Genomic DNA, 25254 nt, shown 5'->3' with positions numbered 1-25254 from the left:
CATGGCCCAGGCCCGTGCCCGTGCGAAAACCGCCGCACCCCGTGAGGAGTCCGTGCTCGCCGAACGGTTCGCGCTGTTCGCCGAGTGTCTGCTCACCGGGGTGTGGATCGCGCTGGCCTCGCTGCCGTTGGTGACGTACCCCGCCGCGTTCGCCGCCGGCTCCCGGCACCTGAGACGCCGTACGGCTCATGAGAGCGGTGGCTGGCGGGAGTTCGTGGCCGACTTCCGGACGGCGGTGCGCGGCGGCTGGCTCGTCGGGCTCGCCGGATGGGCGGCCCTCGCGGCGGTGTGGGTGGATGTCCTGGCCGTACGCGCCGGTATCCCGGGCGGGCCGCTGGTCGGCGCGACCGGGGTCCTCGCGCTGATCGGCGCCGTCGTCGCCGGACTGCGCGCGGCGGCGGCATGGCGGCCCGGCGCCACCTGGCGGGCGCTGCTCGGCGCGGCCGGGCGGCGGACCGTGCTCGACCCCGCCGGATCGTTCCTGCTCGTCGGCGGACTGGCTGTGGTGGCCTGCTCCGCCTGGTTCGCTGCGCCGCTGGCGATCCCGGTCCTCGGGGCCGTCGCGGCGGCGGCCGTCGCCGTGGAGGAGCGGTACCGGCGCCGCCGCTGACCCGAGCGGACGGTGCCCACGCACCCAGGTCGGCGCCCCCGAGGCGCCGCACCTCTCGCTGTCATGCCCCTGACTACCCGCACGCAAGACTTCCCGTACGGAAAGGAAAGGCCATGTCCCCCATCGACCGCAGGTCCCTTCTCAAGGCGGCCGCCGTCGCAGGAGCCGCCGCGCAGTTCAGCTGGGCGCTAGGGAGTACGCACGCGCAGGCCGCGCCCGGAGCCGAGACGGCCGAGGCGGACCCGGTGACCCTGGACTGGTTGGAGGACGGCGGACTCGGCGCCGCTCCCGGTTCGACCGTGGGTGTGCCCTGGCCGAAGGGCGCGTACGAGAAAGAACAGTCGTTCTCCTTGACCGACGCGGACGGCAAGGCCGTGGCCGTGCAGTCCTGGCCGATCGGCTACTGGCCCGACGGCTCCCTCAAGTGGACCGCGCACGCGGTGGGCGCGGGCGCCGGCTCCGGCAAGCTCACCCTCGCCGCGGGCACGCCGACCACGCCGGAGAAGAAGGTCACCGTCCACGAGCGGGCCGGCACCATCGACGTGTCGACCGGTGTCATCACCGCCAAGATCGGCAAGTCCGGCTCCACGCTCGTGAAGTCCGTGCTGCGCGGCTCCACCGAGATCGCCCACAGCGGGCACCTGGTGCTGCTGCGCCAGCCCGAGATCGAGAGCGGCGACCAGGGCACGGAGAAGTCCCAGCGCTACGAGAGCGCCATCGACGAGGTGAAGGTCGAGCAGGAGGGCCCGGTGCGTGCCGTGGTCCGCATCGACGGCAAGCACCGCAGGGGAAGCCACAGCTGGCTGCCCTTCTCGATCCGCCTGTACTTCTACGCGGGCGCCGAGTCCTTCCGCATGGTGCACACCATCACCTTCGACGGCACCCAGGAGCCCGGAAAGGCCGCCGGCGACTTCGTTCGCGGCATCGGCGTCCGCTTCGAGGTCCCGATGCGTGATGCCGCGTACGACCGCCACATCCGCATCGGCGGCGAGGGCACGGGTCTGCTGCGCGAGGCGGTCAAGGGCATCACGGGGCTGCGGCGCGACCCGGGGACGGCGGTGCGCACCGCCCAGTTCGAGGGGAAGAAGCTGCCCGACCCCTCCACCTGGGACCAGCGCGTCACGACCCGTCTGCAGTACATCCCCGAGTGGGGCGACTACACGCTCTCGCAGCTGTCCGCCGACGGCTTCGGTGTCCGCAAGCGCACCAAGAAGGGCCACGGCTGGATCCCGGCCGGCGGTGGCCGGCGGGCGAGCGGTTTCGGGTACGTGGGTGGCGCGTCCGGCGGATTCGCCTTCGGCCTCAGGGACTTCTGGGAGAAGTTCCCCGCCCAGCTCGACATCCGCGACGCCCAGACCGACACCGCCGAGGTCACCCTCTGGCTCTGGTCGCCCGAGGCGCAGCCCATGGACCTGCGCTTCTACCACGACGGCATGGGCCAGGACACCTTCGCCGAGCAGCTCGAAGGCCTCAACATCACCTACGAGGACTACGAGCCCGAGTTCGGCACCCCCTACGGCATCGCCCGCACCAGCGAACTCCTCTTCTGGGCCCATGAGTCCACGCCGGGCGCAGAGGCCATGGCCGAGCAGGTCGAGGCCGTCCGCACACCTCCGCAGCTCGCCACCCCGCCCAAGCAACTGATCAAGGCGGGCGTCTTCGGACGGCTGTTTGCCGAGCCGGACCGCTCCACCGCCGCCAAGGCCAAGATCGAGGACCACCTCGACTTCCTCTTCACCTATTACAAGGACCAGGTGGAGATGCGCCGGTGGTACGGCTTCTGGGACTACGGCGACATCATGCACAGCTACGACCCCAGCCGCCACCAGTGGTGCTACGACGTCGGCGGCTACGCCTGGGACAACTCCGAACTCTCGCCGGACCTGTGGCTCTGGTTCGCGTACATGCGCTCCGGGCGCGCGGACATCTTCCGTTTCGCCGAGGCCATGACCCGCCACACCGGCGAGGTCGACGTCTATCACCTGGGCAAATGGGCCGGCCTCGGCACCCGCCACGGCGTCCAGCACTACGCCGACAGTGCCAAGCAGCAGCGGATCGCCAACACGACGTACCGCCGCTACTACTACTTCCTCACCGCCGACGAACGCGTCGGTGACCTCATGCACGCCAACGTCGACTCCGACGAGACGTTCCTCGTCCTCGACCCGATCCGCAAGATCCGCACCGAGCCCTACACCCCCGACCGGAACGCGCTGTCGATCGGCTTCGGCACCGACTGGTCCGGGCTCGTGTCGGCGTGGCTGACCGAGTGGGAGCGGCGCGGGCCCAAGTGGGAGAAGGCCAAGGCGCGCGTGCTGTCGACCATGGAGACGATCGCGGCCCAGCCGAACGGCTTCGTCCAGGGCAACGCGCTCTACGACCTGGACACCGGCAAGTTCGCCGTCGCCACCGAGGCCAGGGTCGGCGTCTCGCACCTGTCGGCGATGTTCGGCCTGGTCGAGCTGAACGCCGAACTCCTCGACCAGATCGAGATGCCCAGGTTCAAGGAGGCGTGGCTCGACTACTGCCGCTACTTCAACGCGACGAAGGCGGAACAGGCCGCGCGTTACGGCTCCAACTTCGGCACCCTGCTGCTCTTCCAGGGGCATTCGCGACAGGACGCTTACGCCGCCGTGCAGTTGAAGGACGACAAACTCGCGGCCCGTGCGTGGCGGCAGTTCTACAACAGCGCCGACACCTGGGACTACAAGGAGTCGACGGACTGGACCACCAAGAAGATCGAGGGGCCGACGGCGCTCGTGCCGGGCAGTGAGGCGGCGTGGGTGTCGACCAACGCGACGGCGCTGTACGGGTTGGCGGCGATCCAGAACCTGGCGCTGGTGGGCGACAAGATGCCGTGACGCTCCGCTCGGGGCGCCGGGGGCTCGGCGTTGTGGGGAACTGCGGGCCCGTCGGGGCCGGGCGCGCAGTTCCCCGCGACCCTGACGGGGCGCCTCAGCCGAGCTTTCCGAGCATGTCCCGCATACGCCGTGCGTCACGCAACCGCTGTTCGTACGTGGCGCCCAGGGCGAGCAGTACCAGGCCCGCGAGTGCGGGAGGCACCCAACGGGGGAGGGTGTCGACGACCTGGGCGATGTACGGCGCGAGTTCGTGCAGGGCGACCAGGACGAGTGCGGCGCCGCCGAGGAGAAGTGGGGCCTGGAGGCGGTGGCGGGCGCCCAGCAGCGTGACGGCCAGGGCGGCGGCGCCCAGCAGCAGGGGGCGGAGCCAGTGCTGGTCGCCCCAGGCGGCGACGAGGCTCGGGACGAGCGTGACGACGAGTCCCGGGCCGTAGGCCGTCCAGGACGAGGTCGTCCGGTCCCGGCGCCGGCGCAGGTGGCCGACGACCAGGGCCGGGACGGTCACCGGCAGCGTGTACGCCTCCGGGGAGCCGACCTCCCAGGCCGCCAGTCGTACCCAGGAGGCCAGCACGAACAGAGCGGCGGAGGCGTAGCCGACGGCTCTGCGGTCCGGTCGTACGGCCGTACCCGCGGCGATGACTCCGCAGAGCGCGAGGGTCAGGGCCAGCAGGGGCGGGTGCGTGGCGGAGAGGGCGATCGCCAGGAGGCCGGCCGCGGCGCCGGCCGCCTCGACCGGGATGGTCATGGGCGCGGCGCCGAGGCGTGCCGCGAGTAGGGCCGCGACGGCCGGGACGGTGAGGACGAGCAGGGCCGTATGCTGCGGCTCCCAGCCGACGGACGCGCCGATCGCGCAGGTCAGGGCGGTGGCGTGGACGAGGGAGGCGGGCGCGGTGAGGGGGCCGAGGCCCGTGCGCCATGCCGCCGCCGCGAAGAGGACGGTCGAGGCGGCGAGGACGGTGAGGGTCACCGGTTCGGTGGCGAGGGAGTGGAGGGCCAGGTTCAGGGACGTGACGAGGGCCAGGAGCGCGCCGGTGAGGGGCAGCGGTGCCCGGAGCCGCTGGGTTTCCGTCGACCGTGAGAGGCCCGCGAAGGCGAGCGTGGCCACGCACACGAGGCCGTGCGCCACCAGCCCGGCCGTGTACGGCAGTTCGAGGACCGCCGGGAGCGCCAGGGCCGTCGCCCAGGCGAGGACGAAGGCGCCGACCAGGGCCTGGGTGCGCCACGAGGCGGTGCGCGCGGTCAGAGCCAGCACGCCGGCGACCACGGCGAGCATGAGAGGCACGGTCGCCGCGTTCGGGGGCCACGGCACATCGAGCGTCACCGCCGCACGGGCGTCCTCGGGCGCGCCGGACCAGATGTGCTCCAGTCGGCTGACCGGGCCGAGCAGCGCGATGGCCACGACCGGCAGCGCGGTGGCCAGGGCGAGGGCCTGGACGACGGCGGAGGCGTGGGCGAGGCCTCGACGTACGGGCTCGGGAGCGGACGTCCGTACGGTCGCCAACAGGGCGATCCCGCAGAGCAGATAGCCCGGGACCGTCCACATGTCGGGCAGGGCCGCGCGGGCGATACCGCCGAGGCCCGTCACCGCGAGCAGCCCTCCGGCGACTGCGGTGCCGAGGGCCAGGGTCGGCTTCGCGGTGAGCCAGGCGGTGGTCAGGGCGATCGCCGCGGCGAGGGCGAGGAGCGCCGCCGCACGGGCGGCGGCGCTCGGGCCGGCGGCGGCCCACGAGAGCCACCCGGCCGCCAGGACACCCCAGACACCCCAGCCGAACGCGCCCACGACGGCGACGATCCGTACCGGCTTGTGGGACACCCGGAGCGCGATCGCGGTGTCGGCCGCCGCTGTCACCAGCACCACGGCCGTGACCGTCTCCACGCCCGCGTTCATCGCGAACGACCAGAGGAGGAAAGGGAGTTGAGCGGCGATGAGGGCGAGGGGGAGCGGCAGACCGAGGGCGGTGCGGGTGATCGCCGAGTCGGTGTCGGCGGCCCGGGGCACCAGCGCGCCGAGTCCCAGCCCGTACGCCGCCCACACCACCGCCAGCACCGCCGCCGCGGCCGCGGCGTAGCCCGTGCCGTCCGCCCCGGTGAACACGACCTCGTGCAGGGCGTACGCGTCCAGGACCGTCAGGGCGAGACCGAGACCGGACACAGTCTCGGCGGTCGAGCGCAGGCCGCGGCGCAGGAGCGGCACCGGGGTGCCCAGCGCGGCCACGGTCACCGCGCCGAGGACCAGGGCCCGGCCGGCGATTCCCAGGTTTCCCCAGCTGACCAGCGTGAACGCGATCGCCGCGACGGTCAGCAGAACGCCACCGAGGAGCAGCAGCACGTTCTGGACGCTCGGCGCCGTCGCCTCGGGGCGCCGCACGGGCGGTACGGAGGGAGCGGTGGGTGCGGGCGTCGGCGTGTACAGGACGTTCAGCAGCCACGCGCGGCGCGCCAGCAGGAAGGCGCGGCGGGCGTCGAGTTGCCGCAGCTCGGAGTCGAGGACCCGCAACTCCTCGGCCGGGGACGGAGAATGCGTCATGTCCCGGAGTGTGGTCCGTGTCACGCCGTACGGCATGAGTGTGGGTACTCAGGACGTACTCAGATCCCGCACGGAACGCCCCTGTGCAGGCACAATCCGACCATGGACTGGTGCCACTACCGCTTCCGCAGCCGCTGGGACCTGCCCGCGCCGCCCGCCGCCGTGTATGACGTGCTCCAGCGGGCCGACGACTATCCGCACTGGTGGCCGCAGGTCCGCGAGGTGATCCGGATCGACGACACCACCGGCATCATCCGGATCCGCTCGGCCCTGCCGTACGACCTCGCCTTCACCGCGCGGGAGGTGCGGCGCGACGCGGCGGCCGGGATCCTGGAGATCGAGATGACCGGTGACCTGGACGGCTGGGCCCGCTGGACGCTCACCGCCGACGGGCCCGGCACCCTCGCCCGTTACGACCAGGAAGTCGATGTCGCCAAGCCCTTGCTGAGACGGCTCGCCGTGCCGGGACGGCCCGTGTTCCGGGCCAACCACGCGCTGATGATGCGGGCAGGCCGACGAGGACTCCTCGCGTACCTCGCGGCCCATGGCCAAGCGGTTTGAACCAGACCCGTCGGGACCTGTATTGTTCAGTCCGTTCCCGGGCGATTAGCTCAGTGGGAGAGCGCTTCGTTCACACCGAAGAGGTCACTGGTTCGAACCCAGTATCGCCCACCGGGTAAAGCCGGTCCGCCACGCGGACCGGCTTTTTTCATGCCGCCGCCGACAGCTCCGGCCGCAGCGGCCACGCAGGGTCCACCGCCTCCTCCGTGCCGCTGCGCGCGAACCAGGCCTGCAGACCGCGTGCCTGCGCCGCGTGCCACACAGCCTGCAGCGTGTGCAGTTCGGCGGGGGAGAGACGGGCGAGACGGGTCGCGAAGCGGCGCCCCACAGCGCGGACGACGTCCATCGCCGCCTGTGCGTCGGCCCCCGCGTCGTGCGCGCCGTCCAGGACGACCTCGTAGTGCGCGCACAGATCGGTGAGGGTGCGCCGACCCTTGCGGTAACGGTCCAGATGCTTGTCCAGGACCCGCGGATCGAGGACCCGCAACGGGGTCGCCTCGAACCAGTGGTCCAGCGACGAGGCGCGATGCCGCCGCAACTCACGGTCCAGCAGCGTCAGATCGAACGGCGCGTTCATGACCACCAGCGGACGGCCGCGCACCGCCTGCTCGGCCAGCGCCCTGGCTATCTCCTCCATCACCGGCGCAGGCCAGCGGCCGTCGCGCTGCAACTGCTCGTCCGTCAGCCCGTGCACCGCCGTCGCCCCGGCGGGCACCGGCACGCCCGGGTTCACCAGCCACCGCGTCACCCGGGGACGGGTGCCGGGCGCGTCCTGGACGACGACGGCGGCCGACACGATCCGGTCGGTCTCGACGTCCACACCAGTGGTCTCCGTGTCGAATGCCGCCAAGGGCCCCTCGTACCAACACGTCATAGGTTCACAACTCCTCGTTCACCCACGGCAGCTGACGTCCCGTCTTCTGCCAGTTTGGTGATACCCGGGCTGTTTGCGCCGTACGCCGGAAGGAGACAACAGAAGTACGGGTCTGCGCAGTTCAGGGGCTCGGTACAGGGACACACCAGCACTGGAAGGCTGTTGGTCATGGCCATAGCGCAGCCCGAGCGGGGCGGGCTGCTGCCCGAGCACGCGGCACCGCTCCGCGGCTCCCTCGCCACCACCGCCTGCATGGAGACCCTGCAGGTGGGCTACCTGCACGCCGTGGCCGCCGCGGCCGGCTGCTCCCTCTCCCAGCCCTTTCCTGACAACGGCATCGACTGGCACGTCAGCCACGGCTCGCCCGGTCACACCGTCGACGACGAAGTCACCATCAAGGTGCAGCTCAAGGCCACCTACCAGCTCGCGGCGAACCCGACGGGCCGGTTCTTCTCCTTCACTCTCGACAACCAGCACCTGGCGAAACTCGCCCGCACCCCCGTCTCGGTGCACAAGATCCTGGTCGTGATGATCGTCCCCAGATCGCAGGAGCAGTGGCTGCGGGCCGGCCACGACCGGCTCGACCTGCGGCACTGCTGCTACTGGATCAACCTCGCCGGACACCCGATCACCGGTCGGCACCGCACCACCGTGCGCATACCGACCTCGCGCATCTTCGACGACCGAGCGCTCTGCGAGATCATGACGCGGGTCGGAACGGGAGGCAGACCGTGACCCACGGCCCCATCGACGACGGCACCGGACCGCCCCCTTACGGCGAGGGGCCGGGCCGACAGCCCTACGACGACGCGTCCGGCCGACGCCCGCACCGCGGGGAGACGTCCGGCCGACGCCCCTACGCCGAGGACAGGCCCATGAGTCGTCCCCATGACGAGGGCGGTCCGACGAAACGTCCCTACGGGGAGGACGTGTCCGTACGCCGTCCCATAGGGGAGCCCGTACGCCCCGTGCGCCCCCACCCTGTCGAGCCCACCTGGACCCGGCCGCCCGACCCCGCCCAGGTCGACCCCGCGGTCCTCGGAGCCCTGCTGGGCCGACACGGCTGGCAGCGACGCGGCGGAGCCGCCGGACGGTACGGCCGCTGGACCCCACCGGAGCCGGCCGGGCGGGGCATGAGCCTGCTCGTGCCCGAGAACCGGGCCTTCCCCGACAGCGACGACCTGCTCGGCGAAGCCCTCACGGCCCTGTCCCGGAGCGGCTCGCCCGCCGCGCGGGACGTGCTGACCGCCCTCGCCGTGCCCAGCGACGAGATCCACTGGTGGCGGGACGTGCCGACCGGGCCGCTGGGCACCGCCTCCTGGGTTGTCGAGGACCAACTGCGCTCGTCCGCCCGTCAGATGCTCCTCGCGGCGGCGCTGGCCACCCGCGCCCGTGCCGGCTACTACGGCGCCCGGCACCGCCTGCCCGCAGCCGCCTCCCTCGACAAGGTCCTCGTCGGCGCCGCTCCCGGCGGCCGCCGCCTCACCGCCTTCGTCCCCGTGGCCACCGGCCGCCCCCTGGCTCTGCGCCTCCACCAGGCCCTGTACGCCACCCGCGAGGCCATCGACTACCAGCGCGCCACCGGCGGCATGGACGCCTTCGACGGCGCTGTCGAGGCCGGGGTCAGCCACGAGCTGACCGAGGCCCTCGTCGCCCTCGTCCGCGGCACCGAGGGCGCCCGCGTCGCCGTCGACTGGGCGCCTGCCGCCGGGGTCCCCGAGGGGGGCGCGACACCGGCCGAGCCCGTCGAGTTCTCACCGGGCGACCTGCCCGTGCTGCGCGAGGCCGGGGCCCGCTATCTGCGCGAGGAACCCTCGATGCCGGTGCGGATCACCGGGGCCGTCGTGCGGATGCGCCGGTCGGGGGCGCGCGGCGAGGGCACCGTACGGATGCGGGTCATCGCCGGCGCCGAGGTCCCGCACGTCCGCATGACCCTGGACGAGGAGTCGTACCGGATAGCGGGGCAGGCCCATCTCGTGGGACTGCCGGTCCGGGTGCACGGGCGGCTGGAGAGCCGGGGCGGGTTCCGGCGGCTCACGAACGCCGACGGGATCGCACCCGTGCAGGTCGACGAGGCGGAGCGGGACCGGCTGATGAAGTCGCTCCAGGAGACCGCGGAGATCACGGCCTTCTTCGAGGAGGCCTGCGGAGGGGACTGAGGTATCTGTTTCGCGAGGAGCACCCCGGGCTCGGTACGATCCTTCCCGATGGCCCAGGCGCAGCAGACGACCGGGCCGCCCCTTCAGGTAGGAGAAACCGGTGTCCGACGTCCGTGTGATCATCCAACGCGATTCCGAGCGGGACGAGCGTGTGGTGACGACGGGCACTACGGCCGCCGACCTCTTCGCCGGCGAGCGCACCGTCGTCGCCGCCCGCGTGGCCGGTGAGCTGAAGGACCTCGCGTACGAGGTGCGGGACGGCGAGACCGTCGAGGCCGTGGAGATCTCCTCCGAGGACGGCCTCAACATCCTGCGCCACTCGACCGCGCACGTCATGGCCCAGGCCGTGCAGGAGCTCTTCCCCGAGGCGAAGCTGGGCATCGGCCCGCCGGTCCGGGACGGGTTCTACTACGACTTCGACGTCGAGAAGCCGTTCACGCCCGAGGATCTCAAGGCCGTCGAGAAGAAGATGCAGGAGATCCAGAAGCGCGGCCAGCGCTTCTCTCGCCGCGTCGTCACCGACGAGGCCGCCCGCGAGGAGCTCGCGGACGAGCCGTACAAGCTGGAGCTGATCGGCCTCAAGGGCTCGGCCTCCTCCGACGACGGCGCGGACGTCGAGGTCGGCGCCGGCGAGCTGACGATCTACGACAACCTGGACGCCAAGACCGGTGACCTGTGCTGGAAGGACCTCTGTCGCGGTCCCCACCTGCCCACCACCCGCAACATCCCCGCGTTCAAGCTGATGCGCAACGCCGCCGCGTACTGGCGCGGCAGCGAGAAGAACCCGATGCTCCAGCGCATCTACGGCACCGCCTGGCCCTCCAAGGAGGAGCTGAAGGCGCACCTCGACTTCCTCGCCGAGGCCGAGAAGCGCGACCACCGCAAGCTCGGCAACGAGCTGGACCTGTTCTCCTTCCCGGAGGAGGTCGGCCCCGGCCTTGCCGTCTTCCACCCCAAGGGCGGCATCATCCGCCGGGTCATGGAGGACTACTCGCGCAAGCGGCACGAGGAGGAGGGCTACGAGTTCGTCTACTCGCCGCACGCGACCAAGGGCAAGCTCTTCGAGACCTCGGGCCACCTGGACTGGTACGCCGACGGCATGTACCCGCCCATGCAGCTCGACGATGGCGTGGACTACTACCTCAAGCCCATGAACTGTCCGATGCACAACCTGATCTTCGACGCGCGTGGTCGTTCGTACCGTGAACTCCCGCTGCGCCTCTTCGAGTTCGGGACCGTGTACCGGTACGAGAAGTCAGGCGTCGTGCACGGTCTGACCCGTTCGCGCGGCTTCACGCAGGACGACGCGCACATCTACTGCACCCGTGAGCAGATGGCGGACGAGCTCGACAAGACGCTGACCTTCGTCCTGAACCTGCTGCGCGACTACGGCCTCACGGACTTCTACCTTGAGCTGTCCACCAAGGACCCGGAGAAGTTCGTCGGCTCGGACGAGGCCTGGGAGGAGGCCACCGAGACGTTGCAGCGGGTGGCCGAGAAGCAGGGCCTCCCGCTGGTCCCGGACCCGGGCGGCGCCGCGTTCTACGGGCCGAAGATCTCCGTGCAGTGCAAGGACGCCATCGGCCGCACCTGGCAGATGTCGACGGTGCAGCTCGACTTCAACCTGCCCGAGCGCTTCGACCTGGAGTACACCGGCCCGGACGGCTCCAAGCAGCGCCCGGTCATGATCCACCGCGCGCTGTTCGGCTCGATCGAGCGGTTCTTCGCCGTCCTCCTGGAGCACTACGCGGGCGCGTTCCCGGCATGGCTGGCGCCCGTCCAGGCGGTCGGTATCCCGATCGGCGACGCGCACGTGGAGTACCTGCAGAAGTTCGCCGCCGAGGCGAAGAAGAAGGGGCTGCGCGTCGACGTCGACGCCTCCTCCGACCGTATGCAGAAGAAGATCCGCAACGCACAGAAGGCCAAGGTGCCCTTCATGGTCATCGCGGGTGACGAGGACATGGCGGCCGGCGCCGTCTCCTTCCGCTACCGCGACGGCTCCCAGGAGAACGGCATCCCCGTCGAGGAGGCCATCGCGAAGATCGCGAAGGTCGTGGAGGACCGCGTCCAGATCTGAGACACGCGGTGTACGTGAGTGATCCACGTACGTCGTCGAAGGCCTCCGGGGTTCAGCTTCCCGGGGGCCTTCGCTCGTCCTCCCGTGCGAACACCTGCAGCAGCCACGACGAGAACGACCCCGTCACCGCCCCGAGCAGCGCGAGACCGCAGGCCATCAGGAACACGGCGATCAGCCGCCCCGGCGGGGTCACGGGTGTGGCGTCCCCGTACCCCACCGTGGAGAGCGTGGAGCAGGCCCACCACACGGAGTCCCCGAAGGTCAGGATCGTCGCGTCGGGGGCCGTGTGCTCCTGCTGGTAGACGGCGAGGGCGGCGGTGAAGCCGAGCAGGGTCGCCGACAGGCCCGCGTAGACGGCCACGCGCGCGTGCAGGGAGAACCGGGGCCGGGCGTGGTGACGCCGCACGTTGTCGTGGATCTGCACCACACGCAGGGGCCGCAGCAGTGGCAGCACCAGCACGAGGGTGTCGAGCCAGTGGACGCGGACGAATCTCGGGCCCATCCCGCTCAGCCGCCAGCGCACCGCGTAGTCGACGGCGAACACCGCCCAGGTCAGCAGGGTCACCGCCAGACAGAGGTCGAGCCAGCCCTGAGGGAGGCTGTGGGCGAGCACCCGTACCGTGTAGGAGGCGAGGAAGAGAGCCGACGCCCCGGCGAGGACGCGTCCGGTGCGCTGCTCCCAGCGGAGCGCGCGGCTGTCGAGGTCCATCGCCTCAGCTTGGCCTCGCCCGGCCCGCCCCGGTACCCGGCGACACGCCGCGAACGGGCGAAGTCATATGCTGCACTGCATGACGAGTGAGCCGGAGCAGCAGATCGGAGTGGGAACGCAGGACGCGTTCCAGCGCCTGTGGACGCCCCACCGGATGGCGTACATCCAGGGTGAGAACAAGCCGACCGGCCCCGGCGCCGACGACGGCTGTCCGTTCTGCTCGATTCCGGCGAAATCGGATGAGGACGGCCTGATCATCAGGCGTGGGGAGCACGTGTACGCGGTGCTCAACCTCTACCCGTACAACGGCGGCCACCTCATGGTCGTGCCCTACCGGCACGTCGCCGACTACACGGATCTCACCGGGCCGGAGACCACCGAGCTGGCCGAGCTGACCAAGCAGTCCATGACCGCCCTGCGCACCGCCTCAGGCGCCCACGGCTTCAACATCGGCATGAACCAGGGCACGGTCGCGGGAGCGGGCATCGCGGCCCATCTCCACCAGCACATCGTCCCTCGCTGGGGCGGCGACACCAACTTCATGCCGGTTGTCGGCCACACGCGGATCCTGCCCCAACTCCTGGCCGACACGAGGAAGATGCTCGCGGAGGCCTGGCCCACGGTGTGACTGCCGGGTCGGGTGGTCGTTCGTCCGCGGGTGCGTGGGGCCTCTTGCACAGTTCCCCGCGGCCCTAAGGGTCTATGGCCCCTCGGGCCGAAAAGCACGGGGCGCAGCCCCTGTTTTCGGGGGCGCGGGGAACTGCGCGACCAGCCCCCACCGGGCCCGCGGACGAAATCGGCGCCCGACCTCACGCACCCCCGGCCAAGGCGAGCGCAGCGCTCACGCGTCGTAGAGGTCCGCCTTCCGCGGCGTCGGGTCCTGCACCGCCCCGCTGAGGAACCCGGCCCGCGAGCCGAACTTCTCGGTGTCCACGCCGTTGTCCTTGAGGACCTTGATCGCGGCGTTGTGCACCACGCGGAGCACGGGCGTCGCGGCGCGCAGCGCGTCGTCGGCCATGAAACGGTGCCGCCACGGCTGGTCGGCCCAGGCGTGCCGCAGGCCGAACGGCTCGGGCAGGCCCATGGACCCGCCGAGCCAGTTGAGCAGCGGCGGATACCAGGTCAGCGGGGCGCGCGCGGCGAGCCGTACGACCTCGTCCGCGTCGACGAGGGGGAGCTTCACCTTGCGGGTCTCCCAGAACCTCAGCGACTTCTGGACTTCCTTCTCCTTGGCCGCCGGCCCGGTCGTGAACAGTCCGTGCACCGGGCCCAGGGCGTGCCCGGTGACCTCGATGCGCAGCGTCTGGTGCAGCACGGTGACCGTGACCATCATGGTGATGATCAACTGGCCGTCCCAGAGCGTCCACTGGACACCCAGGTAGTGCCGGTTGCCGCTGCCGAAGTGCTGCTTGTTGCAGATCTCCTGTATCGCGTGGTTCTTGTACTGGTAGGCGTCCACGTCGGTGCTGTCGGGCCGGGCCACCGCACCGGCGCCCTCGCCGATGGGGCTGACGACCCAGTGCTTGATGGAGGGCGCCGTGAAACCACCGGTGTTGAGAGGGGTGCGCTCCAGCATCCGCAGCTGGTCGTGGATGGCGCGTATGACGTCCCAGCTGCGGAACGGGTGGATCTCCTTGCCGGAGTCGGCCGGCACGAGGTCCTCGGCGAGCTGCCAGGCGCCCCAGCGGGTGCCCATGCCGAGGATGCCCTTGGGGCCGGCGTAGAAGACGAGGTTGGAGCGCTGTTCGGCGCTGAGCCGGGCGAGCTCCTTGCGCAGCTGCTCGGCCTTGGTCTCGTTGGGGCTGCCGGGCACGGCCTCGGGGATCTTGGCGCCGACGCCACCGCCGGCCAGCAGGCCGGACCAGCGGTCCCGCAGGTCCGTGGCGGCGCGCTCGCAGATCTGCTTGGCCCAGAACCAGCCGACCACGGGCAGCACGACGCACGCACGCGCGTACCAGGCCCAGATGCCCTCGAACGGCATCCTGAGCAGGAAGATCACGGCGAGGGCGCCCACGGCGACCAGCAGCGTGGTGCCGAGTGCGCCGGCGCGCTTGTCACGCTTGGCGACCGTCGTGCGGATCTGGAAGACCAGCAGCCAGAGAAGCAGTCCGGGCAGGAAGAGCAGGCCGCACAGGACCATCACCGCCGAGAGCCAGTTGTCGCGCTCCCGGCGGATGTTGTTCGCCGCGAGGCAGTGCTCGACGACGACCTGCGGCTCCATGCCGAAGGACTGGATGAGCGGTTTGCGGCCCGCGCCGACCATCCGGTCCCGCACCGCGAGGGAGAACGCCTCCCCGAGGTTCGGCCGGAAGATGGTCGCCCACTTGCGGCCCGGTTTGACCGTGGACTTGTGCCAGTCGTTGTTGGCCTTGAGGATCTCCGCGATCTCGTTGTCCCGGTAGGCCGCGGACGCCAGGGCGTACGTCGCCGCGGTCTGGCCCGCGGTGCCCATCAGCGGCACCTGTGCCCCGGGAGTGAAATCGAAATTGTCCGCCACCGCCGCCGCCCCCATCGCCGCACACTCGCTCCTGCGGCTCTTCCCGACTTCCGTGCTCCGCACACCTGTTGATCAGGTCATAACCCGATCCGGGCCTGATCGAGCCATACTTGTCGATCAGGTGATCAGCGTATCCGCAGCCATGGACATCGTGCGGTGCGAAGAACGGACATTCACGCAATCCACGGGCCGTGCACCGGCCTCGTCCGGCCCCACGGCCTTCGGCGGACGGCCGGGGCCGTCCGCCGAGAGGTCGCCGGACCTTCCCTCGATCCCGAACCGTCAGTGCTCCTTGGTCTGTTCGCGGACCTTCTCGGCCACATGGGAGGGCATCGGCTCGTGCCGCGTGTACCGGCGGCCGAAGCGCGCGGTGCCGTGGGACAGGGAACGCAGATCGACGGCGTACCGGTCGATCTCGATCTCCGGTACCTCGGCCCGGACGAGGGTGCGCCCACCACCCGCCTGCTCGGTGCCGACGACCCGGCCACGCCGCCCGGACAGGTCGCTCATCACGGGGCCCACGTACGAGTCGCCGACCAGGACCGACACCTCGGCCACCGGCTCCAGGAGATGGATCCTCGCGTCCACCGCGGCCTCACGCAGCGCCAGTGCGCCCGCCGTCTGGAACGCGGCGTCCGAGGAGTCCACCGAGTGCGCCTTGCCGTCCCGCAGCGTGATGCGTACGTCGATGAGCGGATAGCCGGCCGCGACGCCCTTGGCCGCCTGCGCCCGCACCCCCTTCTCGACGGACGGGATGAACTGCCTGGGCACCGCGCCGCCGACGACCTTGTCGACGAACTCGATGCCCGAGCCGCCGGGCAGCGGCTCCACCTCGATCTCGCAGATCGCGTACTGCCCGTGCCCGCCGGACTGCTTCACATGCCGGCCCCGCCCGGCCGACCTGTCGGCGAACGTCTCCCGCAGGGAGACTCTGTGCGGCACGACGTCGACCTGGACGCCGTACCGGCTGCGCAGCCGTTCCAGCGCCACGTCGGCGTGCGCCTCGCCCAGGCACCAGAGGACCACCTGGTGGGTGTCCTGGTTCTGTTCGAGCCGCATGGTCGGGTCCTCGGCCACGAGCCGGGCGAGGCCCTGGGAGAGCTTGTCCTCGTCGGCCTTGCTGTGTGCCTGGATGGCGAGCGGCAGCAAGGGGTCGGGCATCTCCCACGGCTCCATGAGCAGCGGGTCGTCCTTGGCCGAAAGGGTGTCCCCGGTCTCCGCGCGGTTCAGCTTCGCCACACACGCCAGGTCGCCCGCGATGCAGTGCGTGAGCGTCCGCTGCTGCTTCCCGAACGGGGTGGACAGGGCGCCGATCCGCTCGTCGACGTCGTGGTCCTCGTGCCCCCGGTCGGCGAGCCCGTGCCCGGAGACGTGCACCGTCTCGTCGGGGTGCAGCGTCCCGGAGAAGACCCGTACCAGGGAGATACGGCCCACATACGGGTCGCTGGCGGTCTTCACGACCTCGGCCACCAGCGGTCCGTCCGGGTCGCAGGCCGCCTTGATCTCGCGGGGCCTGCCCTCGGGGGTGGTGACCGCGGGCGCCTCGCGCTCCAGAGGGGTGGGGAAGCCGCCGGTGACCAGTTCGAGGAGTTCGACCGTGCCCAGACCCTGCTTGGCGCCGTCGGCCGCGGGGGCGGCGGCCAGCACGGGGTGGAAGACCCCGCGGGCGACGGCCCGTTCCAGGTCGTCGATGAGAGTGGAGACGTCGATCTCCTCACCGCCGAGATAGCGGTCCATGAGGGTCTCGTCCTCGCTCTCGGCGATGATCCCCTCGATGAGCCGGTTGCGGGCCTCCTCGATCGCGGGCAGCTGCTCGGGGCCCGGCTCGGACTCCTTGCGCTCACCGGAGGAGTAGTCGAACAGCTTCTGCGACAGCAGCCCGGTCAGACCGGTCACGGGCGCGTGCCCGTCCGGCCCCTGAGGGCCGTGCAGCGGCAGATAGAGCGGCAGTACTGCGTCGGGGTCGTCCCCGCCGAACGTCTCCGCGCAGATTCTGGTCATCTCCTCGAAGTCAGCCCGCGCGGCCTCCAGGTGTGTGACCACGATCGCCCGTGGCATGCCGACCGCCGCGCACTCCTCCCACACCATGCGGGTCGAGCCGTCGACGCCGTCCGAGGCCGAGACGACGAAAAGGGCCGCGTCCGCCGCTCGCAGACCGGCCCTGAGTTCCCCGACGAAGTCGGCGTATCCGGGTGTGTCCAGAAGATTGATCTTGTACCCGCCCCATTCGACGGGGACGAGGGAGAGCTGCACCGAGCGTTGCTGCCGGTGTTCGATCTCGTCGTAGTCGGAGACGGTGCCGCCGTCCTCCACACGGCCCGCCCGGTTCACCGCTCCCGCCGTCAGCGCGAGAGCCTCCACCAGAGTCGTCTTGCCCGATCCGCAGTGGCCGACCAGCACCACATTCCGTACGGACGCGGGGTGGTCGGCCGCCGTAGCCCTGCCGGCGGCTCCGGGGTGTGCGTTCGCCTTGTCGCCCATGGTCCTGCCTCCCGTGCACGGTGAGGTCACTGTGGGCGCGGACATGCGGATCCGCGTGCGGTGGCGGCTCCGATGACGCCCGCGGTGCCTTCGAGCTTTGCACCCGCGTCACCGCGCGTCCATACGAGGGACGCGATCGCTCCCCGCGGCCCGGGTGCGGCCCGGTACGCCCGCTCCGCGATCCCGCCGTGCCACCGGCGCCATCAGGACAAGACACGGCGGGCTGATGCCCGACGGTCGCACACGCGACCGCGTGGCTACGATGGGCCAGCCGGATGGCCAGCAGGGGCCACGCGGCGACACCGACCCTCGGGAAGGCCATGCTGAACAAGTACGCGCGTGCATTCTTCACGCGTGTCCTCACACCGTTCGCCGCGTTTCTGATCCGCAGGGGTGTGAGCCCCGACACGGTCACGCTCCTCGGTACCGCCGGAGTGATCGCGGGCGCGCTGGTCTTCTACCCCCGGGGCGAGTTCTTCTGGGGCACGATCGTCATCACGCTGTTCGTGTTCTCGGACCTCGTCGACGGCAACATGGCCCGTCAGATGGGCCGCTCCAGCCGCTGGGGCGCCTTCCTCGACTCCACGCTCGACCGGGTCGCCGACGGCGCGATCTTCGGCGGCTTCGCCCTCTGGTACGCGGGCAAGGGCGACGACATCGCCCTGTGCGCCGTCTCGATCTTCTGTCTGGCGAGCGGCCAGGTGGTGTCGTACACCAAGGCGCGCGGCGAGTCGATCGGTCTGCCGGTGGCGGTCAACGGACTGGTGGAGCGTGCCGAGCGCCTGGTGATCTCGCTGGTCGCGGCCGGTCTGTCGGGCATGCACGCGTTCGGCGTGCCCGGCGTCGATGTCCTGCTGCCCATCGCGCTGTGGATCGTCGCCGTCGGCAGCCTCGTCACGCTGATCCAGCGCGTCGTCACCGTCCGCCGCGAATCCGCCGAGGCCGAGGCGGAGGCGGCCGCCGCGTCCGCCCAGGAGACGCCGGACACCGCCCGGAACAGCGAGGCAACCCCGTGAGCGCTCTGCGGGAGCGTCTGACCGACGGGCTGTACGGCCTCGGCTGGAGCACCGTGAAGAAGCTCCCGGAGCCCGTCGCCGTACGCCTCGGCCGGACGATCGCCGACGCCACCTGGAAGCGGCGCGGCCCCCTCGTACGGCGCCTGGAGGCCAACTACGCGCGCGTGGTGCCGGGCGCGAGCCCCGAGCGCCTCGCCGAGCTGTCCCGCGCGGGCATGCGCTCCTACCTGCGCTACTGGATGGAGTCCTTCCGCCTCCCCGCCTGGAGCGAGGAGCGCATCAGGACCGGCTTCGACTGCAAGGACGTGCACCACCTCACCGACGGCCTAGCCTCCGGCCGGGGCGTCGTGCTCGCGCTTCCGCACCTGGCCAACTGGGACCTTGCCGGCGCCTGGGCCACCACCGAGCTGAAAACCCCGTTCACGACGGTCGCCGAACGCCTCAAGCCCGAGACGCTCTACGACCGCTTCGTCGCCTACCGCGAGGGCCTCGGCATGGAGGTCCTGCCGCACAGTGGCGGCTCCGCCTTCGGCACCCTCGCACGGCGGCTGCGCGACGGGGGCCTGGTCTGCCTGGTCGCCGACCGCGACCTGTCCGCGTCCGGCGTCGAGGTCGACTTCTTCGGCGAGCCGGCCCGAATGCCCGCCGGGCCGGCCCTCCTCGCCCAGCAGACCGGCGCGCTGCTGCTGGCGGTGACGCTCTGGTACGACGACTCGCCCGTCATGCGGGGCCGTGTGCACGCTCCGATCGAGACACCCGAGACAGGTACCCGCGCCGAGAAGACGTCTGTCATGACACAGGCGCTGGCAGACGCCTTCGCCACCGGCATCGCCGACCACCCGGAGGATTGGCACATGCTCCAGCGCTTGTGGCTCGCGGACCTGGACCCCGCGAAGAGTCCCGACGGGCCCGCGACTCCCGCGACGGGTTCGGACAGCGGTTCCGAGACGGCCACGGAGCCGGGTTCCGAGAAGGGCCGCGCGTGAAGATCGGGATCGTCTGCCCGTACTCCTGGGACGTGCCCGGGGGAGTCCAGTTCCACATCCGTGACCTGGCCGACCACCTCATCCGCCTCGGCCACGAGGTGTCGGTGCTCGCCCCCGCCGACGACGACACCCCGCTGCCGCCGTACGTCGTCTCCGCGGGCCGCGCGGTCCCGGTGCCGTACAACGGCTCGGTGGCCCGCCTGAACTTCGGTTTCCTGTCGGCGGCCCGGGTACGGCGCTGGCTGCACGACGGCACGTTCGACGTGATCCACATCCATGAGCCGGCCTCCCCGTCGCTCGGCCTGCTGGCCTGCTGGGCCGCGCAGGGTCCGATCGTCGCCACGTTCCACACCTCCAACCCGCGCTCCCGGGCGATGATCGCCGCGTACCCGATCCTGCAGCCCGCGCTGGAGAAGATCAGTGCGCGGATCGCGGTGAGCGAGTACGCCCGCCGCACCCTCGTCGAACACCTGGGCGGCGACGCGGTCGTCATCCCGAACGGCGTGGACGTCGACTTCTTCGCCCGCGCCAAGCCCAACCCGGACTGGCAGGGCGAGACCCTCGGCTTCGTCGGCCGCATCGACGAACCCCGCAAGGGCCTGCCGGTGCTGATGAGGGCCCTCCCGAAGATCCTCGCCGAGCGCCCCCGGACCCGGCTGCTGGTCGCCGGGCGCGGCGACGAGGAGGAGGCGGTGGAGACGCTGCCCGAGGAGCTGCGCTCGCGCGTCGAGTTCCTCGGCATGGTCAGCGACGAGGACAAGGCCCGCTTCCTGCGCAGCGTCGACGTCTACGTCGCCCCCAACACCGGCGGCGAGAGCTTCGGCATCATCCTCGTCGAGGCCATGTCCGCCGGAGCCCCCGTCCTCGCCTCGGACCTCGACGCCTTCGCCCAGGTCCTCGACCAGGGCGGTGCGGGCGAACTCTTCGCCAACGAGGACGCGGACGCCCTGGCGGCGGCCGCCGTACGCCTGCTCGGCGACCCGGTCCGTCGCGCCGAGCTCCGCGAGCGGGGCAGTGCCCACGTCCGGCGGTTCGACTGGTCGACCGTCGGGGCGGACATCCTCGGTGTCTACGAGACGGTCACGGAGGGAGCGGCCTCGGTGGCGGCGGACGAACGGACCGGATTGCGGGCGCGGTTGGGGTTCGCCCGGGACTGATGCCGGGGCTTCGTGTTCCGCCCCGCCGCCCCTACCCGTCCCACCCTCCGGGGGCTGCTGCGCCCCCGGACCCCCGCCGCGGTGGGTTCCTTCGCCGCGGGTGTGTGGGGGCGGTCGCCCAGTTCCCCGTGCCCCTGGCGGGGCGCTGAACACGTACGTGGCTGTGGTGGACACCGGTAGTAGCCTTGCCGCCCGTGACTTCGACACTCATCTGGATCGCGGTCGTCCTCTTCGCGATCGGCCTCTACCTGAGCTGGACCGCGGGACGCCTCGACCGACTGCACGCGCGCATCGACGCCGCCCGCGCCGCCCTCGACGCGCAGCTGCTGCGCCGCGCGTCGGTCGCCCAGGAGCTGGCCACGTCCGGAGTGCTGGACCCGGCCGCCTCGATCGTCCTCTACGAGGCGGCGCACGCGGCGCGGCAGGCCGAGGAGGAACAGCGCGAGGTTGCCGAGAGCGAGCTGAGCCAGGCACTGCGAGCCGTGTTCGCGGACGCGCAGCAGGTGGAGGTGGTGCGCGAGGCGCCCGGCGGTGAGGACGCCGCGAACGAACTGGCCCAGGCCGTCCGCCGGGTCCCCATGGCCCGTCGCTTCCACAACGACGCCGTACGCGCGGCCCGCGCCCTCCGCCGCCACCGCACGGTCCGCTGGTTCCGCCTGGCCGGCCACGCACCCTTCCCGATGGCCTTCGAGATGGACGACGAGCCCCCGGCGGCCGTGGCGGAAAGACCGACCACGTAACCCCCGGCCCCCTCAGGGGCGCGAGGAACTGCGAGACAAGCCCCCACCCACCCGCACTCGAAGAAACCCGCTCCTCGGGGTCGAAGGGGCAGCGCCCCAGGGGATGGGAAACGGGCAGGGGAGGCGGGGCGAAGAAAGCCCAGCTCAGCCACGACCGTGCCGGAAAACGAGCCACCGCCTCCCCATTGGCCCTTGCAGTGGCCTGGTCCCCTCGCGTTTCCTCGGAGCTTGCAGAAACCCCCTTCCCCGAGCGAGGTCAATCCCGTGTCCAGCACGCTCTCCAGCCCCTCCGCCCCGACCCCCGAGACCGGCACCGCCCGCGTGAAGCGCGGCATGGCCGAGCAGCTCAAGGGCGGTGTGATCATGGACGTCGTCAACGCCGAGCAGGCCAAGATCGCCGAGGACGCGGGCGCGGTCGCGGTCATGGCCCTCGAGCGGGTCCCCGCCGACATCCGCAAGGACGGCGGCGTGGCCCGGATGTCCGACCCGGACATGATCGAGGGCATCATCGAGGCCGTCTCCATCCCGGTCATGGCCAAGTCCCGCATCGGCCACTTCGTCGAGGCCCAGGTCCTGCAGTCCCTCGGCGTGGACTACATCGACGAGTCCGAGGTCCTCACCCCGGCCGACGAGGTCAACCACTCCGACAAGTGGGCCTTCACGACCCCCTTCGTCTGCGGCGCCACCAACCTCGGCGAGGCCCTGCGCCGCATAGCCGAGGGCGCGGCCATGATCCGCTCCAAGGGCGAGGCCGGTACCGGCAACGTCGTCGAGGCCGTCCGTCACCTGCGCCAGATCAAGAACGAGATCGCCAAGCTGCGCGGCTTCGACAACAACGAGCTGTACGCCGCCGCCAAGGAGCTGCGCGCCCCGTACGAGATCGTCAAGGAGGTCGCCGAGCTGGGCAAGCTCCCGGTCGTCCTGTTCTCCGCCGGCGGTGTGGCCACCCCCGCCGACGCCGCGCTGATGCGCCAGCTCGGTGCCGAGGGCGTCTTCGTCGGCTCCGGCATCTTCAAGTCCGGTGACCCGGCCAAGCGCGCCGCCGCCATCGTGAAGGCCACCACCTTCTACGACGACCCGAAGATCATCGCGGACGCCTCCCGCAACCTGGGCGAGGCCATGGTCGGCATCAACTGCGACACCCTCCCCGAGGCCGAGCGCTACGCGAACCGGGGCTGGTAAGCACCCATGAGCGACACCCCCGTCATAGGCGTCCTGGCCCTCCAGGGCGACGTACGGGAGCACCTCGTCGCCCTGGCCGCGGCCGATGCCGTGGCCAGGCCGGTTCGGCGCCCCGAGGAACTCGCCGAGGTGGACGGCCTCGTCATCCCCGGCGGCGAGTCCACCACCATCTCCAAGCTGGCCGTCCTCTTCGGCGTGATGGAACCCCTCCGCGCGCGCGTGCATGACGGCATGCCCGTCTACGGCACCTGCGCCGGACTGATCATGCTGGCCGACAAGATCCTCGACCCCCGCTCGGGCCAGGAGACCATCGGCGGCATCGACATGATCGTGCGCCGCAACGCCTTCGGCCGCCAGAACGAGTCCTTCGAAGCGGCGGTCGACGTGCGGGGCGTCGAGGGCGATCCCGTGGAGGGCGTCTTCATCCGCGCCCCCTGGGTCGAATCCGTGGGCGCGCGGACCGAGGTGCTCGCCGAGCACGACGGCCACATCGTCGCCGTACGCCAGGGCAACGCCCTCGCCACGTCGTTCCACCCGGAGCTGACCGGCGACCACCGGCTGCACGCCCTCTTCGTCGAGATGGTGCGCGCGAACCGGGCGGCGGAGTCCTTGTAGGATCTCTCGGGTTCGTACGGAGTTGGGTTACGCGAAGGAGACAGGCAGATGTCCGGCCACTCTAAATGGGCTACGACGAAGCACAAGAAGGCCGTGATCGACGCCAAGCGCGGCAAGCTCTTCGCGAAGCTGATCAAAAACATCGAGGTCGCGGCCCGGATGGGTGGCGTCGACATCGAGGGCAACCCGACTCTCTACGACGCCATCCAGAAGGCCAAGAAGCAGTCGGTCCCGAACAAGAACATCGACTCCGCGGTCAAGCGCGGTGGCGGCCTCGAGGCCGGTGGCGCCGACTACGAGACGATCATGTACGAGGGCTACGGTCCGAACGGTGTCGCGGTGCTCATCGAGTGCCTCACCGACAACCGCAACCGGGCCGCCTCCGACGTCCGCGTCGCCATGACCCGCAACGGTGGCTCGATGGCGGACCCGGGCTCCGTCTCGTACCTCTTCAACCGCAAGGGCGTCGTGATCGTCCCCAAGGGCGAGCTGTCCGAGGACGACGTCCTCGAGGTCGTGCTCGACGCGGGTGCCGAGGAAGTCAACGACCTGGGTGAGGCCTTCGAGGTGCTCAGCGAGGCCACCGACATGGTCGCGGTCCGCACCTCCCTCCAGCAGGCCGGGATCGACTACGACTCGGCCGAGGCCAACTTCGTCCCGACCATGCAGGTCGAGCTGGACGAGGAGGGCGCCCGGAAGATCTTCAAGCTGATCGACGCCCTGGAGGACAGCGACGACGTCCAGAACGTCTTCGCCAACTTCGACGTGAGCGACGACGTCATGGCCAAGGTCGACGCGTAGCGCTCCGCCGGCCGAGCCGAACGGGCTCCACGGCCGATGGACTTCGACGGGCCGACGGGACACACCCCGTCGGCCCGTCGCGTTCTCCGCTGTTGTCAGTGGCACCCGATAGCCTGCACAAACAGGTGATCGATGGGAGGGTCGTGTGCGCGTACTGGGGGTGGACCCGGGGCTGACCCGTTGCGGGGTCGGAGTCGTGGAGGGTGTCGCCGGACGGCCGCTCACCATGCTCGGCGTCGGTGTCGTCCGCACGCCCGCGGACGCGGAGTTGGGGCTCCGTCTCGTCGCGATCGAGCAGGGCATCGAGCAGTGGCTCGACGAACACCGCCCCGAATTCGTCGCCGTGGAACGGGTGTTCAGCCAGCACAACGTAAGGACGGTCATGGGCACCGCCCAGGCAAGCGCCGTCGCCATGCTGTGTGCCGCCCGCCGCGGCATCCCCGTCGCCCTGCACACGCCCAGCGAGGTCAAGGCCGCCGTCACCGGCAGCGGCCGCGCCGACAAGGCCCAGGTCGGCGCCATGGTCACTCGTCTCCTCCGGCTCGACGCACCTCCGAAACCGGCGGACGCCGCCGACGCCCTCGCCCTCGCCATCTGCCACATCTGGCGGGCTCCCGCACAGAACCGCCTCCAGCAGGCCGTCGCCCTGCAGGCGACCAAAGCAGCGAACACCTCGCGCGCGGCGAACACCTCGCGCACATCGAACGCACTGAAAGGCCGTACGGCATGATCGCCTTCGTCAGCGGCACGGTCGCCGCACTCGCTCCCGACACAGCGGTGGTCGAGGTGGGCGGGGTCGGCATGGCCCTGCAGTGCACGCCGAACACGCTGTCCACGCTGCGGCTCGGTCAGCCGGCCAAGCTCGCCACCTCCCTCGTCGTACGGGAGGACTCGCTGACGCTGTACGGGTTCATGGACGACGACGAGCGGCAGGTCTTCGTGCTGCTGCAGACCGCGAGCGGCGTCGGCCCGCGCCTCGCCCAGGCGATGCTCGCCGTGCACACACCCGACGCCCTGCGCCGGGCGGTGGCCACCGGTGACGAGAAGGCGCTGATCGCCGTCCCCGGCATCGGCAAGAGGGGTGCCCAGAAGCTGCTGCTCGAACTGAAGGACCGCCTCGGCGAGCCGATCGGCGCCCCCGCGATCGGCGCCCCGGTCACCCAGGGCTGGCGCGACCAGTTGCACGCCGCCCTGATCGGCCTCGGATACGCCACCCGCGAGGCGGACGAGGCGGTGTCGGCCGTGGCCCCCCAGGCCGAGGCCGCCGAAGGCACGCCCCAGGTGGGCCAGTTGCTGAAGGCCGCCCTCCAGACCCTCAACAGAGCCCGCTGACCGGACTGTCGGGCCCTCGTACGAAACCCGTACGACGGGTACGGCCACCGGCTCCGTCCGACCGCGACC

Annotated in this window: 21 protein-coding genes and 1 tRNA gene; 17 read left to right on the top strand and 5 right to left on the bottom strand. The window is 71.1% G+C overall.

Annotated features, from left to right (window positions below):
• Window position 1: 1 nt before the first annotated feature.
• Both OG858_RS08350 and OG858_RS08345 read left to right on the top strand, forming a co-directional pair.
• A complete protein-coding gene (locus OG858_RS08350; RefSeq protein WP_086749985.1) occupies window positions 2–610 on the top strand; it encodes a hypothetical protein in 609 nt (202 codons plus the stop codon).
• Window positions 611–723: 113 nt separating this feature from the next.
• A complete protein-coding gene (locus tag OG858_RS08345; RefSeq protein WP_086749984.1) occupies window positions 724–3471 on the top strand; it encodes an exo-rhamnogalacturonan lyase family protein in 2748 nt (915 codons plus the stop codon).
• Window positions 3472–3565: 94 nt separating this feature from the next.
• On the opposite strand, the gene OG858_RS08340 is transcribed toward OG858_RS08345, so the two are convergent.
• Window positions 3566–6034: an SCO7613 C-terminal domain-containing membrane protein gene (locus OG858_RS08340; protein WP_107482385.1), complete on the bottom strand. Its 2469-nt coding sequence runs from the start codon at window positions 6032–6034 to the stop codon at window positions 3566–3568.
• Window positions 6035–6100: 66 nt separating this feature from the next.
• Here OG858_RS08340 and OG858_RS08335 point away from each other — a divergent pair, with 66 nt between their 5' ends.
• Together OG858_RS08335 and OG858_RS08330 are read left to right on the top strand one after the other, a co-directional pair.
• The gene (locus OG858_RS08335) at window positions 6101–6559 is read left to right on the top strand and encodes an SRPBCC family protein (protein ID WP_086749983.1); all 459 of its coding nucleotides are present in this window, start codon (window positions 6101–6103) and stop codon (window positions 6557–6559) included.
• 39 nt (window positions 6560–6598) lie between these two features.
• A tRNA-Val gene (locus OG858_RS08330) sits at window positions 6599–6670 on the top strand.
• Between the two features lie 37 nt (window positions 6671–6707).
• On the opposite strand, the gene OG858_RS08325 is transcribed toward OG858_RS08330, so the two are convergent.
• Complete coding sequence (locus OG858_RS08325; protein WP_086749982.1) at window positions 6708–7433, bottom strand: 3'-5' exonuclease; 726 nt, start codon at window positions 7431–7433, stop codon at window positions 6708–6710.
• 168 nt (window positions 7434–7601) lie between these two features.
• On the opposite strand from OG858_RS08325, the gene OG858_RS08320 reads away from it, so the two are divergent.
• From OG858_RS08320 to thrS, 3 genes are all read left to right on the top strand, one after another.
• Window positions 7602–8168 (top strand): DUF4365 domain-containing protein, encoded by a 567-nt coding sequence (locus OG858_RS08320; RefSeq protein ID WP_037701541.1) that lies wholly within the window; start codon window positions 7602–7604, stop codon window positions 8166–8168.
• Complete coding sequence (locus OG858_RS08315) at window positions 8165–9592, top strand: hypothetical protein (RefSeq protein WP_328545024.1); 1428 nt, start codon at window positions 8165–8167, stop codon at window positions 9590–9592. The genes OG858_RS08320 and OG858_RS08315 overlap by 4 nt, the downstream gene beginning before the upstream one ends.
• Before the next feature lie 100 nt (window positions 9593–9692).
• Entirely contained in the window at window positions 9693–11669 is a 1977-nt protein-coding gene (gene thrS / locus OG858_RS08310; protein ID WP_319067352.1) for a threonine--tRNA ligase, read from the top strand.
• A 52-nt stretch (window positions 11670–11721) separates the two neighbouring features.
• On the opposite strand, the gene OG858_RS08305 is transcribed toward thrS, so the two are convergent.
• Window positions 11722–12378: a potassium channel family protein gene (locus tag OG858_RS08305; protein ID WP_086747693.1), complete on the bottom strand. Its 657-nt coding sequence runs from the start codon at window positions 12376–12378 to the stop codon at window positions 11722–11724.
• Between the two features lie 67 nt (window positions 12379–12445).
• Here OG858_RS08305 and OG858_RS08300 point away from each other — a divergent pair, with 67 nt between their 5' ends.
• The gene (locus OG858_RS08300) at window positions 12446–13006 is read left to right on the top strand and encodes an HIT family protein (RefSeq protein ID WP_086747694.1); all 561 of its coding nucleotides are present in this window, start codon (window positions 12446–12448) and stop codon (window positions 13004–13006) included.
• Window positions 13007–13219: 213 nt separating this feature from the next.
• Here the strand turns inward: OG858_RS08300 and OG858_RS08295 are convergent, their stop codons facing one another.
• Together OG858_RS08295 and OG858_RS08290 are read right to left on the bottom strand one after the other, a co-directional pair.
• On the bottom strand, window positions 13220–14890 hold the full coding sequence (locus OG858_RS08295; protein WP_319265553.1) for a hypothetical protein: 1671 nt from the start codon (window positions 14888–14890) through the stop codon (window positions 13220–13222).
• Between the two features lie 267 nt (window positions 14891–15157).
• Window positions 15158–17356 (bottom strand): elongation factor G-like protein EF-G2, encoded by a 2199-nt coding sequence (locus tag OG858_RS08290; RefSeq protein ID WP_086747696.1) that lies wholly within the window; start codon window positions 17354–17356, stop codon window positions 15158–15160.
• A 275-nt stretch (window positions 17357–17631) separates the two neighbouring features.
• On the opposite strand from OG858_RS08290, the gene pgsA reads away from it, so the two are divergent.
• The 9 genes from pgsA (at window position 17632) to ruvA (ending at window position 25185) form a co-directional block, all read left to right on the top strand.
• On the top strand, window positions 17632–18372 hold the full coding sequence (pgsA, locus tag OG858_RS08285) for a phosphatidylinositol phosphate synthase (RefSeq protein ID WP_086747697.1): 741 nt from the start codon (window positions 17632–17634) through the stop codon (window positions 18370–18372).
• Window positions 18369–19358, top strand: coding sequence for a phosphatidylinositol mannoside acyltransferase (locus tag OG858_RS08280; protein ID WP_086747698.1), 990 nt, complete (start codon window positions 18369–18371; stop codon window positions 19356–19358). Before pgsA ends, OG858_RS08280 begins: the two co-directional genes overlap by 4 nt.
• Complete coding sequence (locus OG858_RS08275) at window positions 19355–20515, top strand: glycosyltransferase family 4 protein (protein WP_319265556.1); 1161 nt, start codon at window positions 19355–19357, stop codon at window positions 20513–20515. Before OG858_RS08280 ends, OG858_RS08275 begins: the two co-directional genes overlap by 4 nt.
• 194 nt (window positions 20516–20709) lie before the next feature.
• A complete protein-coding gene (locus OG858_RS08270; protein ID WP_086754586.1) occupies window positions 20710–21255 on the top strand; it encodes a LemA family protein in 546 nt (181 codons plus the stop codon).
• 264 nt (window positions 21256–21519) lie between these two features.
• A complete protein-coding gene (pdxS, locus tag OG858_RS08265; protein WP_086748856.1) occupies window positions 21520–22437 on the top strand; it encodes a pyridoxal 5'-phosphate synthase lyase subunit PdxS in 918 nt (305 codons plus the stop codon).
• 6 nt (window positions 22438–22443) lie between these two features.
• Window positions 22444–23052 (top strand): pyridoxal 5'-phosphate synthase glutaminase subunit PdxT, encoded by a 609-nt coding sequence (gene pdxT / locus OG858_RS08260; RefSeq protein ID WP_037701512.1) that lies wholly within the window; start codon window positions 22444–22446, stop codon window positions 23050–23052.
• Between the two features lie 48 nt (window positions 23053–23100).
• Window positions 23101–23853: a YebC/PmpR family DNA-binding transcriptional regulator gene (locus OG858_RS08255; RefSeq protein WP_037701510.1), complete on the top strand. Its 753-nt coding sequence runs from the start codon at window positions 23101–23103 to the stop codon at window positions 23851–23853.
• A 145-nt stretch (window positions 23854–23998) separates the two neighbouring features.
• Entirely contained in the window at window positions 23999–24583 is a 585-nt protein-coding gene (gene ruvC, locus OG858_RS08250; RefSeq protein ID WP_319265560.1) for a crossover junction endodeoxyribonuclease RuvC, read from the top strand.
• The gene (ruvA, locus tag OG858_RS08245; RefSeq protein WP_046704891.1) at window positions 24580–25185 is read left to right on the top strand and encodes a Holliday junction branch migration protein RuvA; all 606 of its coding nucleotides are present in this window, start codon (window positions 24580–24582) and stop codon (window positions 25183–25185) included. The genes ruvC and ruvA overlap by 4 nt, the downstream gene beginning before the upstream one ends.
• The last annotated feature ends 69 nt before the right edge of the window (window positions 25186–25254 follow it).

Source organism: Streptomyces europaeiscabiei (genome assembly GCF_036346855.1).
GTDB classification, from domain to species: Bacteria; Actinomycetota; Actinomycetes; order Streptomycetales; family Streptomycetaceae; genus Streptomyces; species Streptomyces europaeiscabiei.
The sequence above is the reverse complement of the archived record's forward strand: the minus strand, read 5'-3'. Positions and strand labels throughout refer to the sequence as shown.

What these genes read in the sequence shown, in the direction of transcription:
- OG858_RS08350 (WP_086749985.1), top strand. Translation starts at nt 2, where the DNA reads ATGGCCCAGGCCCGTGCCCGTGCGAAAACCGCCGCACCCCGTGAGGAG.
- OG858_RS08345 (WP_086749984.1), top strand. Translation starts at nt 724, where the DNA reads ATGTCCCCCATCGACCGCAGGTCCCTTCTCAAGGCGGCCGCCGTCGCA.
- OG858_RS08340 (WP_107482385.1), bottom strand. Translation starts at nt 6,034, where the DNA reads ATGCCGTACGGCGTGACACGGACCACACTCCGGGACATGACGCATTCT.
- OG858_RS08335 (WP_086749983.1), top strand. Translation starts at nt 6,101, where the DNA reads ATGGACTGGTGCCACTACCGCTTCCGCAGCCGCTGGGACCTGCCCGCG.
- OG858_RS08325 (WP_086749982.1), bottom strand. Translation starts at nt 7,433, where the DNA reads ATGACGTGTTGGTACGAGGGGCCCTTGGCGGCATTCGACACGGAGACC.
- OG858_RS08320 (WP_037701541.1), top strand. Translation starts at nt 7,602, where the DNA reads ATGGCCATAGCGCAGCCCGAGCGGGGCGGGCTGCTGCCCGAGCACGCG.
- OG858_RS08305 (WP_086747693.1), bottom strand. Translation starts at nt 12,378, where the DNA reads ATGGACCTCGACAGCCGCGCGCTCCGCTGGGAGCAGCGCACCGGACGC.
- OG858_RS08300 (WP_086747694.1), top strand. Translation starts at nt 12,446, where the DNA reads ATGCTGCACTGCATGACGAGTGAGCCGGAGCAGCAGATCGGAGTGGGA.
- OG858_RS08295 (WP_319265553.1), bottom strand. Translation starts at nt 14,890, where the DNA reads ATGGGGGCGGCGGCGGTGGCGGACAATTTCGATTTCACTCCCGGGGCA.
- OG858_RS08290 (WP_086747696.1), bottom strand. Translation starts at nt 17,356, where the DNA reads ATGGGCGACAAGGCGAACGCACACCCCGGAGCCGCCGGCAGGGCTACG.
- pgsA (WP_086747697.1), top strand. Translation starts at nt 17,632, where the DNA reads ATGGCCAGCAGGGGCCACGCGGCGACACCGACCCTCGGGAAGGCCATG.
- pdxT (WP_037701512.1), top strand. Translation starts at nt 22,444, where the DNA reads ATGAGCGACACCCCCGTCATAGGCGTCCTGGCCCTCCAGGGCGACGTA.
- OG858_RS08255 (WP_037701510.1), top strand. Translation starts at nt 23,101, where the DNA reads ATGTCCGGCCACTCTAAATGGGCTACGACGAAGCACAAGAAGGCCGTG.
- ruvA (WP_046704891.1), top strand. Translation starts at nt 24,580, where the DNA reads ATGATCGCCTTCGTCAGCGGCACGGTCGCCGCACTCGCTCCCGACACA.